This is a genomic window from Halomonas sp. BC1 (genome assembly GCF_002078135.1).
Lineage (GTDB): Bacteria > Pseudomonadota > Gammaproteobacteria > Pseudomonadales > Halomonadaceae > Vreelandella > Vreelandella stevensii.
Map to the genome: position 1 here is coordinate 273293 of NZ_LFGS01000004.1, position 9797 is coordinate 283089.

The following is a 9797-nucleotide window of genomic DNA, read 5'->3' on the forward strand; positions in this document are numbered from 1 at the left end:
AGTTTGGAGAAATAGGACAGATCTAATGAATGTACCCCTACTGTACCGTCCGGTTGTCCCTCTCACGATAGCTTGCCAGCCGCTTATGGACAGTCTACCATCGATGTAGTAACATACCTACACAGGTGATTCATGTAGGAGGTGTTGCTATGACCATCACGACCCTATCCAGTCGAGAGCTTAACCAAGACGTTACCCGCGCAAAGAAGGCAACCAAGAGCGGTCCCGTATTCATCACGGATCGCGGCAAGCCTGCTCATGTGCTGTTGAGCATTGAGGAATACCAGCGGCTTACAAGGCAACGTCGCAACATTGCTGACTCTCTGGGCATGCCAGACGTTGCGGACATCGAGTTTGAACCGCCGCGTGTGACCATCGGCACCCAGCCGGCTGATTTATCATGATGTTCGTTCTCGACACCAACGTAGTGTCCGAACTGCGAAAGGTTCGAGCAGGCAAAGCTGATCCAAACGTTTCGGCATGGACTGAAAGCGTTGATGCCGCCGAGCTTTTTGTGTCCGCCATCACCATCATGGAGCTGGAGCTGGGCGTGTTGTCGATTGAGCGCAAGGACGCCACGCAAGGGGCCGTGCTGCGCTCGTGGCTAGAGCAACACGTACTGCCGGAGTTCTCAGGGCGAACATTGCCAGTTGATACAGCCGTGGCACAACGCTGCGCCCGGCTGCACGTCCCCGACAAGCGGGGCGAGCGTGACGCGCTCATCGCGGCAACGGCCCTTGTACATGGTATGACGGTAGTCACTCGCAATGTGGCCGATTTCGAGCCTACAGGAGTAACCATCCTCAATCCGTGGGAGGCGCTGCAATGAAAGAGCGAATACATGACGATGCTATTGTCCAGCCGGACGAGCGCATCAAGCTTGGTTCATTGTTGCAGTCAATTGCCCGCGAAGCGGGAGGGCTGACCGACGCTGAAGCGGAGTATTTTGACCAGCTCCGCGACGAGACGCCGGCCGAACCGATGAGATTCGAATGTCAGTGGGAGGCCTAGACGTGTCGAGCAAGTTCCTTCCATCGGTTGATCACCCAACCAAAGTATCAACGGCGATGTGCGCCACTATCTTCGAAGAGCTGGATTCCGCTTTGGCGCTCATGCACTCAGTTCGCGGTGAGCTCAACCCATTGCAGCGCCAATTGATTGGCCGCTTCATCGCAGCATGTAAGGTTTTCGGGCGCGACATGCTGGCGGCTGACGGGAACCACGATGCACTGCATGAGATGTTTGGCTTCCCGGCTGCCTGCCAGTCCGGCAACCTAGCCGATACTCAAGCGACAGGCTACGCATTAATCGACGACGTTTGTGCCGGAGTTTGCGCGGACTTGGAACGGGTAGGCACGGATGTTCAAGGCGAGCTGCTCGAAGGGGTGGTCGACGTGATGTCGAATATCCGAGTCTCACAAGGGGCGGAATCGCCGGAAAGTGAGGCACTCGATGCGATGGCCACGTCCGTGCGCCACTTGGCGCACCAGGTTGCCGCACTCTTCGAAGCACAGCCGTATGCACTACGTCGTCACCAGTTCGCCTACCAAGCTAGTCTTGAGACAACGGATGGCGATCCCGACGCCATCAGTGTGAGCGTCGAAAAATTCATGCAGAGCGTAAAGCCGCCAGTGAAAGGCCCCACCCTATACGAACGTTTGAGGCCCTACGTCCCACAGCTCCTACAGCTCCGCGAACAGGGGTACACCTATGCACAGTGCGCGCAGTTTTTGCGCGAGAACGGCATCAGTACTTACCCTGGCGCGGTCAGCAATGTTCTTTTCGAAGCTCGGAGTAAGGCGCAGCGATGAGATATGCTCGGGAGAGCTACGTAGAATGTGCTGCTGTCGGCGAAATGAGCTAGAGGCTCGTGGTGAATGCGGATATGGGTGGCGATGTTGTGAAGAAGCAAGTCGCGCTGCCTGGTCAGGGCAAGCGTGGTGGGGTTAGAAACATCGTCGCTACGAAAATGGTAGGGCGCTGGTTCTTCCTCTAAGGCTTCAGCAAGAACGAGCGATCCAACATCGACAAGGAGGAACTGAAGGTACTCCAGGAAGTGGCAAAGGATCTGCTTGGCTTTGATGACCGGCAGCTGGCCATTGCGCTGGCTGCCGGTGAATAGGTATGGAGAAATTAGCAGAAGATCTCCTCCAAGTCTTTCCCCACCACGAACCCACCCCGCTCATTCGAGCGGAGTGGGTTCGCAATACAGAGGTTAATAGGCAACAGTCTTTGTTAGCAAAATCACTCGCTATCGCTATTCATCCCACTATCGCTTGGGCGTAATACCTTGGGGTTGGAGTTCCCCCATACCGTATAAAGATCGGCTAATAGTGCGTCGTTGAGCTCCTCAAGCTCTTCAATGGTAATACGCTCCTCACCTTGAAGTCCGTAGAGCACCACCTCATCACCAGGAGACACGCCTTCTAAATCGGTAACGTCCACCATGGTCGTGTTCATTGACACTTTACCTAATACCGGCACCCGCTCACCGTTAATCAGCACAAAGGCAGCATCGGTAAACACACGCCGGTAACCATCAGAGTAGCCAACGGGTAAATTGGCCAGCAGGCTATCACGCTCTAACACCCTTACATGGTCATACCCCACGCCGCTGCCCTGAGCATAATCATTCACCGATGCAACACGCGTTCGGAAAGACATCACTGGCTTAAATTGCTCATAATGCGGCAAATCACCGTACAACAGGCCACCCGGCCTTACCATATCCAGCCGCGCCTCGGGCACTTCCATGGTGGCAAACGAGTTAGCCGCATGAAGAATTAATCCATCACGATCCAGATTAGCGGCCTCGATTAGCCAAGCACTCTGCTCATGGAAAAGCTCCAGCCCTTGGCGAACAAACTCCTCCTCTTCAAAGGCAAAGTGGGTCATGATGCCTACCAGCTCCAACGACGCTAACTCTTGAAGCTCTAAGGCTTCCTGGCGCCCTGATTCGCTCTCAAGTGCCATGCCATTACGCCCCATGCCCCCAGCATTTAGGCCTAAATGGTAGCGCAGCGTAACACCCGCTTCAGCCGCGTCCTCTGAAGCCTGCCGTGCAGCAGTTATGTCACCGAATAGCTCTTCCATCTCGTAATCAAATGCACCACGAATCTCTGCAGGTGTGGCATTGCGTACCCGCATTAATCGTCCCTCGAAGCCGCTTGCCCTAACCACGCGAGCTTCCTCATTGCTCGCCACACCAATGCAGGGAATACCTAACGCAATGACAGAAGGCATCAAGTTAGCAATGCCATGGCCATAAGCATCCGCTTTCATGATGGCGCAGAGCTCCGCTTCTTCCCCCAGTAACTCCTGAACACCACGAACGTTACCTTCGAAAGCAGATTGAGAGATCTCTACCCAGGCATTGGCGCTAATGTGCTCCGGGCTATCAACAAGCAGAGCCTGATCGCTAAGCAGCGGGGCCGCATAGCTTGTGCCAGTAACAGCAGCAGCGATGGCAGCAGCTATCAGGGTTAGTGGATATTTCATTATCAAATCCTTGATTAGTTTTCATTATTAGGAACCCGCTCAGCCTCCTCCCCAACGGATTCTTTACTCTATTGACCTTATAGTAGCTTTAAGCGTATATCGCCGCAGCATCTGCATTGACTTGTGGCCACTGATCGCGGCGACCTCTTGGTCAGACAGCCCCGCCTCCACCAGCCGGCTGACGGCCTCGTGGCGCAGATCATGAAAGCGGAAGTCATCGAGCCCTGCCTTCTTCTTCGCCTGGTTCCAGAGCTTGGTGTAGGCATAGGGGCCGCGCTTGCCGTCCCTGCCAGGCTCACCGAAGAACACCAAGCCACAGTCGAGCGGCCGCACCGGGTTGTTCAACGCCTGCTTGAACACCTCGGTAGCCGCTTGGGTCAGCGGTACCAAGCGGGCTTCGTTGTTCTTGGTGCCTGTGAGGCGCACCACGCGGCGTTTCACGTCGACCTGGGAGCGAGTGAGGGTCAGGATCTCCGACGAGCGCATGCCCGTCTCCAGGGCGATTCTGGCGATCCACGCCAGCATAGGGTTGCTGCGCTGTCGAAGCACGGCGAACAGGCGCTTTTCCTCGTCGACACTTAGGCGACGGTTGCGCCCCTCTCCTGGGCTGGGCTTGCGGATATTTTGAACCGGGTTGTAAGCCAGGCCCAGCCCCCACTCCTGGATAGCCACTGTGTAGAGATGGCCAAGCAGGGCCAGCTCCAGGCGCACGGTATTGGGGCTGATAGGCTGCCCCCGTCGCCCCAGGGTATTGAGCCGCGTGTCGCGGTAGTTGGCGATCAACTCCGGCGTGAGGGCTGCGAGGGAGTATTTGCCAAGATCCTCGACCAGCGTGTTGGCCTTCTGGCGTTCACTTTTCTGAGTGCTGGGCTTCTTGGTGGGGGTGACATCAGCCAGGTAGCGCTTGAGGGCGGCCTCGAGCGTCATGCGCTCCGAGGCGCTGCGCTGGATATAGACACCGCGCACCATTTCGTCTTCGGTGCGGCGTGCCCAGTCCTGGGCATCGCGCTTCGTGCGGAAAGTCTTGGCAGTAGTTGGCCAGCCTGTCTTGCGGATGACGGCTTTCCAGCTACCAGAGGGGGTCTTGACGATGGTGGCCACGAAAATCTCCAGGGGGCTGAAGGATCGGCAGTGTACCGAAACTGTACCCTTGGACTAGGGGACTCACCAGAGACAATTGCTAAGTTACTGATTTTAATGGTGGGCCCAGTAGGACTTGAACCTACGACCAAGGGATTATGAGTCCCCTGCTCTAACCAACTGAGCTATAGGCCCGAAAAGCGTGCATATCATAGCGAATGTGTGGGGGCACGGCTACCCCTTGGGGCGCTATCTTGTGGTGGGGCGGCACTTTTTCGGGCAGGCTGCGATACCGGACGCGATGCGGTTGCCCGCGGGCCTTCGGGCACTAATCGGCGCGGCCGGGGTCTGCTGATGACTGCTTCTATGGAGACACGCTGTGAAAGCCTTGATTGCTCTTTTTCCGCTGCTGCTAGCGCTGCCCGTTCAGGCCGACTGGCAGTTGGACCCTGCCCAATCGCAGGTGCGGGCGTCCATTACCCAGTTGGACGGTAGCGCGCCGCAAACTCATCATCATCACGTGAGCAATTTGCAGGGCGATATCTCCCCCGATGGCACGCTGCGCCTGCCGCTCCGGCTGAGCCAGACCGACGTGTTGCAACGTTTGGGTGACCTGCCGCCGTGGGTGGGCCTGCTGACCAATACGCCGCTGGTGACGCTGGTGGCGCAGATGCCACCCGAGCGCCTGGACCGCCTGGACATGGGCGAGGAGCTGGTGGAAACCCTGACTTTTCGAGTCCAAACCGACCGGCTGACCCAGGAGGAAGCGGTGCCGCTGCGCTTTACCCGCGTCGGGCTGAACGAAGTGCGTGTCACCCATGCCGAACCGATGGCGCTGGATGGCAATGCCCTGATGGCCAACAGCACGCTGCGAACGGTGCTTTCCCTGCTGGGCTATCAGCAGATCGATGAGCATGTGCCGGTGACCCTGAACGCGCTGTTGGTGAACCGCTAAACGCCAAGCGCCGCCCATGGGGCGGCGCTTGAGTACGTGGCACGTGAAGGCCTAACGGCCCAGCACTTCCACATCGCCCGCCTGGGCGGCTCCGGTTTGTACCCGCCACTGGGCGGCGTAGTGGCCATCGGCCTGTAGCAGGCTGGCATGGCTGCCGCGCTCCGCTACCTGGCCTTTCTCGATCACGACGATTTCATCGGCATGCACGATGGTCGACAGCCGGTGGGCAATCATGATCACCGTACGCCCGTGGGCAATGCGCTTCAGCGAGCGCTGGATCGCCGCTTCGGTTTCGTTGTCCACGGCGCTGGTGGCTTCGTCCAGCACCAGAATGGGCGGGTTCTTGAGCAGCGCCCGGGCCAGGGAAAGGCGCTGGCGTTGGCCGCCGGAAAGGCGCACGCCCCGCTCCCCCACCGGGGTGTCCAGCCCCTGGGGCAGCGTCTCGATAAAGCTCCAGGCTTCTGCGGTTTTGGCAGCCTCGATGATGGCGGCTTCGTCGGCATCGGGCATGCCGTAGGCGATGTTGTCGCGAATACTGCCCTCGAACAGGTACACGTCCTGGCTGACCAGGCCGATAGCCTGCCGCAGCGAATGCATGCTGACCTCGGTAATGGGCTGGCCATCGACCAGCACGCGGCCACTGGCTGGGTCGTAGAAGCGCAGCAGCAGCTTGATCAACGTCGACTTACCCGACCCCGTGGCCCCCACCAGGGCCAGCGTGGTGCCCGCCGGAACGTGCAGGTCTACCCCGTTCACGCCTACCTGGCTGGCTTCGTACTGGAAGCTCACCGCTTCGAAGCGCACCTCGCCTTTCACCGGTGCGGCCAAGGCCTGGGGGCTGTCGTCTTTCACCGTAATGGGGACTTCCAGCAAGTCCAGGATACGTTTGGTGCTGGCCATGGCGCGTTCGAACAGGTCGATGACCTGGGCCAGCCCGGTCAGCGGCCAGAGCAGGCGCTGGGTCAGGAACACCAGCACGCCGTAGGCGCCTACATTGAGGCTGCCGTTGAGCGCCATCATGCCACCCACGGTGAAGGTGGCCAAAAAGCCCGCCAGAATGGCCATGCGGATGACCGGAATAAACGCCGAACTGACCCTGATCGCCTGACGGTTGGCATCTACATAGGCTTCACTGGCGCTGCGCAGGCGTTCGGCCTCACGGGCTTCACTGGTGAAGCTCTTGATGGTGGCAATGCCGCTCAGGTTGTTGGAGAGCCGGCTGGAAAGGTCGCCCACTTTTTCACGCACCTCGCTGTAGAGCGGCCCTGCCTTGCGCTGGAAGAAGAACGCTCCCCAGATGATCAGCGGGATAGGCGTGAAAGCCAGCAGCGCAATCAGCGGGGAAAGCACGAAGAATACGGCCCCCACCGCCACCACGGTCACTCCCACCTGAATCAGCGCATTGGCGCCGCCGTCCAGAAAGCGCTCCAGCTGGTTGACGTCATCGTTCATGGTGGCCACCAGCTGACCTGAGCTCTTCGATTCAAAAAACGCCATGTCGAGCCGCTGGGCGTGTTCATAGGCATCCTGGCGCAGGTCGGCCTGGAGCCGCTGGGCCAGGTTGCGCCACAGCACCTGGTACAGGTACTCGAATAGCGACTCCCCCGCCCAGATAAAGAAGGTCAGCACCGCGAGGATGGCGATCTGCTCGTGCGGGGTTTCGAACCCCAGGCGGGCCACGAAGCTGTTCTCCTGGTTGACCACCACATCGATGGCGACACCGATGAGAATTTCCGGGGCAATATCGAACAGCTTGTTGATGATGGAGCAGATCGTGGCAGCGGTAATCCGCCGACGATACCCCTTGGCGTAGCGCAGCAGCCTGACCAACGCCTGAAAACTTTGGTTGGCAGAACTGGCGGATGAACTGGGCGTTGAAGCGGCCACGAGGGTTCCTTTTAGCGTGTTGTCATGTATTTTTGGCCTGGAACCCCTGCGCGGGGCTCCGCTCATTCAGAACGTTCGGCGCGGCGCACGTTGGCGAGCAGCGGGCTGCCGGTATCCGGGTCCAGCAACAGCGTGCATTCTACCTGATAGAGCGCGCGCACCAAGGCTGGCGTCACCACATCGGCTGGCGCACCTTGAGCGACGATCTGGCCATCGCGCATGGCAATCAGGTGGTCGGCGTAGCGGCAGGCGCTGGCCAGGTCGTGCAGCACCATCACCACGGTGCGGCCATGGCAGGCCAGCGTGCGCACCAGCTCGAAGACTTCGATCTGGTGGCCCAGGTCTAACGCAGAGGTGGGCTCGTCCAGCAGCAGCAGCGGCGTTTGCTGGGCAATGGTCATGGCAATCCAGGCGCGCTGGCGCTGCCCGCCCGAGAGGGCTTCCAGCGGCCGGTCGGCCAGCGCTTCCAGGCCTGCGGCGGTCAGCGCGTGCTGCACGACCTGCTGGTCTTCCGCCGACCATTGGCGTAGCCACCCCTGGTGGGGCTGGCGGCCAAAGCGAATCAGCTCGGTGACAGTGAGCCCTTCGGGGGCCACGGCTTCCTGGGGCAGCAGCGCCAGTTGGGTGGCGAGCTGGCGCGTGGGCAGGCGCTGAATGTCGTGGCCACCGAGCAGTACGGCGCCGCCGTCGGGTTTATGCAGCCGGGCAAGCCCCGAGAGCAGCGTGGATTTACCACAGCCATTGGGGCCAACGATGGCCGTTACCTTGCCGCTGGGCAGCTCGACGCCCAGCTCCTTGATCACCTGGCGTTGGCCATAACTCATGCTGAGCGCGTCGGTGGCCAGGGTGGGTAAACCGGGGGCAGTGCTCATGGGCGACTCCGCTGCGGGCGCATTAAAATCCATAATAACCAGGGGCCACCGACCACGGCCGTGACGATGCCCACCGGAATCTCGATGGGCGCAAACAGGGTTCGCCCGGCCAGGTCGGCCAGCACCATCACCAGCGCCCCGGCCAGGGTGGCGGCCAGAATCGGCACATGGCGAGCGCTGGAGAGTGAGCGAGCAATTTCAGGCCCAATCAGCGCCACCATGCCCACCGGCCCCGCCACGGCAACGGCGAAGGCGGTCAACACCACCGAGAGCATCAGCACCTGAAAGCGGCGGGCGGTGACGCTGACCCCCAGGCCGCTGGCCGTGGCGTCCTTGAAGCGCAGCACGGTCAGGGAGCGAGCCAGCGCCATGGCCGCCACCAGGCCCAGTAGCAGCCCCACGCCCAACAGTTGAACGCTACCGCTGGGCCGTGCATTGAGCGAGCCGACCGTCCACGGGTAAGCGGCGTTGGCGGTATCGATGGCCACTCGCGCCAGCAGCAGTTGAGTAATGGCGCCAAACACGGCCCCCACCCCAATTCCGGCCACGATGAACCGATAGCCCTGGGTACCGCTACCCGCCGCCAGGCCGAACGTCAGCACGGCCGCCGTGGTGGCCCCGGCCAGCGCCATGGCAGGCGGGGCAATGCCGACCCCCAACCCCACTACCGAGGCCACGGCAAAGGCAGTGGCGCCGTTGTCGATCCCGATGATGCCCGGCGTGGCCAGCCGGTTGCGGGCCAGGGTCTGCATCAGCACCCCGGCCAGGGCGAAGGCAGCCCCGGTATAGCACGCCGCCAGCAGGCGCGGCAGGCGCAGCTCGCGGATCATGAAGGTAGCCATCATCTCCCCCTGCCCGGCCAGCGCCGCCAGCACCGCACGAGGGGCCAGCGCCACGTTGCCCAGGCTCAAATAAAGCAGGCTGGCGGCCATCAGCGCCAGCAGCAACCCCGCATTCACCGCCACGGCACGCTTCTCCAGCAACACATGGTAGTGCCCTGCCGTGCTCTGCAAACGCCAATAGCCCGCCGGGGTAGCAGCGGGCGTGGCCAAGGGGGCGGGGGTCGTCATCGGCCACATCGGCCTTGCACCCAACGTCGATTTTGCCGTCATTTTCATAGCGTCAGCGTCCAGGCAAGCAGCGGGCTTGCACAGCATGAAGAGAGGGTCACAGCATGGGTAAACGGCGAGCGCGCACCACGGCAATCAGCACCGGTGCGCCACACAGCGCCGTGAGCACGCCCAGCGGCAGTTCGGAAGGCGCCACGATGACCCGGGAGATGATATCGGCGGTGAGTACGATCAACGGGCCTATCGGCAGGCAGAACCAGAGCGTGCGGCGAATGTCCGGCCCGGCAATGGCACGGGCCACGAACGGCACCACCAGCCCGACGAAGGCAATCGGCCCGGCAATGGCCGTGGCCGCCCCCACCAGCAGCGCCACACAGCCAATCGCCAGCCAGCGAATCAGCCCGGGGCGATGCCCCAGGCCGCTGGCGGCCCGCT

General features: G+C 60.9%; 11 protein-coding genes, 1 tRNA gene and 1 pseudogene. 6 read left to right on the forward strand and 7 right to left on the reverse strand.

Features of this window, described 5'->3' with window-relative positions; genetic code table 11:
- The first annotated feature begins 149 nt into the window (after positions 1–149).
- From B7L72_RS02800 to B7L72_RS19060, 5 genes and pseudogenes are all read left to right on the forward strand, one after another.
- A complete protein-coding gene (locus B7L72_RS02800) occupies positions 150–404 on the forward strand; it encodes a type II toxin-antitoxin system Phd/YefM family antitoxin (RefSeq protein ID WP_081136080.1) in 255 nt (84 codons plus the stop codon).
- Entirely contained in the window at positions 401–829 is a 429-nt protein-coding gene (locus tag B7L72_RS02805; protein ID WP_170919432.1) for a type II toxin-antitoxin system VapC family toxin, read from the forward strand. Before B7L72_RS02800 ends, B7L72_RS02805 begins: the two co-directional genes overlap by 4 nt.
- Complete coding sequence (locus B7L72_RS02810; protein WP_081136082.1) at positions 826–1011, forward strand: hypothetical protein; 186 nt, start codon at positions 826–828, stop codon at positions 1009–1011. The genes B7L72_RS02805 and B7L72_RS02810 overlap by 4 nt, the downstream gene beginning before the upstream one ends.
- Positions 1012–1013: 2 nt before the next feature.
- On the forward strand, positions 1014–1811 hold the full coding sequence (locus B7L72_RS02815) for a hypothetical protein (protein ID WP_139788419.1): 798 nt from the start codon (positions 1014–1016) through the stop codon (positions 1809–1811).
- A gap of 74 nt (positions 1812–1885) precedes the next feature.
- A pseudogene (locus B7L72_RS19060) lies at positions 1886–2122 on the forward strand (type II toxin-antitoxin system RelE/ParE family toxin).
- Positions 2123–2244: 122 nt separating this feature from the next.
- Here the strand turns inward: B7L72_RS19060 and alr are convergent.
- The 3 genes from alr to B7L72_RS02835 form a co-directional block, all read right to left on the reverse strand.
- The gene (gene alr, locus B7L72_RS02825) at positions 2245–3498 is read right to left on the reverse strand and encodes an alanine racemase (RefSeq protein WP_081136085.1); all 1254 of its coding nucleotides are present in this window, start codon (positions 3496–3498) and stop codon (positions 2245–2247) included.
- Between the two features lie 63 nt (positions 3499–3561).
- Positions 3562–4599, reverse strand: coding sequence for a site-specific integrase (locus tag B7L72_RS02830; protein ID WP_081192410.1), 1038 nt, complete (start codon positions 4597–4599; stop codon positions 3562–3564).
- 97 nt (positions 4600–4696) lie between these two features.
- Positions 4697–4773 (reverse strand) — tRNA-Ile (locus tag B7L72_RS02835).
- 184 nt (positions 4774–4957) lie between these two features.
- Here B7L72_RS02835 and B7L72_RS02840 point away from each other — a divergent pair.
- A complete protein-coding gene (locus tag B7L72_RS02840; RefSeq protein ID WP_081136088.1) occupies positions 4958–5533 on the forward strand; it encodes a hypothetical protein in 576 nt (191 codons plus the stop codon).
- Positions 5534–5584: 51 nt separating this feature from the next.
- Here B7L72_RS02840 and B7L72_RS02845 read toward each other — a convergent pair whose 3' ends face one another.
- The 4 genes from B7L72_RS02845 to B7L72_RS02860 all read right to left on the reverse strand — a co-directional run.
- Positions 5585–7420 (reverse strand): ABC transporter ATP-binding protein, encoded by a 1836-nt coding sequence (locus B7L72_RS02845; protein WP_081192412.1) that lies wholly within the window; start codon positions 7418–7420, stop codon positions 5585–5587.
- Positions 7421–7482: 62 nt separating this feature from the next.
- Positions 7483–8292 carry an ABC transporter ATP-binding protein gene (locus tag B7L72_RS02850; protein WP_081192414.1) on the reverse strand — a complete coding sequence of 270 codons (810 nt, stop codon included), beginning with the start codon at positions 8290–8292 and terminating at the stop codon, positions 7483–7485.
- Positions 8289–9371, reverse strand: a complete 1083-nt coding sequence (locus tag B7L72_RS02855) for a FecCD family ABC transporter permease (RefSeq protein ID WP_081192416.1) — start codon at positions 9369–9371, stop codon at positions 8289–8291. The genes B7L72_RS02850 and B7L72_RS02855 overlap by 4 nt, the downstream gene beginning before the upstream one ends.
- An 88-nt stretch (positions 9372–9459) precedes the next feature.
- A partial coding sequence (locus B7L72_RS02860) for an iron chelate uptake ABC transporter family permease subunit (protein ID WP_139788433.1) occupies positions 9460–9797 on the reverse strand: 338 nt, incomplete at its 5' end.

Bases quoted from the DNA above. Each gene is read 5' to 3' on its own strand.
- B7L72_RS02800 (WP_081136080.1), top strand. From the start codon at position 150: ATGACCATCACGACCCTATCCAGTCGAGAGCTTAACCAAGACGTTACC.
- B7L72_RS02805 (WP_170919432.1), top strand. From the start codon at position 401: ATGATGTTCGTTCTCGACACCAACGTAGTGTCCGAACTGCGAAAGGTT.
- B7L72_RS02810 (WP_081136082.1), top strand. From the start codon at position 826: ATGAAAGAGCGAATACATGACGATGCTATTGTCCAGCCGGACGAGCGC.
- alr (WP_081136085.1), bottom strand. From the start codon at position 3,498: ATGAAATATCCACTAACCCTGATAGCTGCTGCCATCGCTGCTGCTGTT.
- B7L72_RS02850 (WP_081192414.1), bottom strand. From the start codon at position 8,292: ATGAGCACTGCCCCCGGTTTACCCACCCTGGCCACCGACGCGCTCAGC.
- B7L72_RS02855 (WP_081192416.1), bottom strand. From the start codon at position 9,371: ATGTGGCCGATGACGACCCCCGCCCCCTTGGCCACGCCCGCTGCTACC.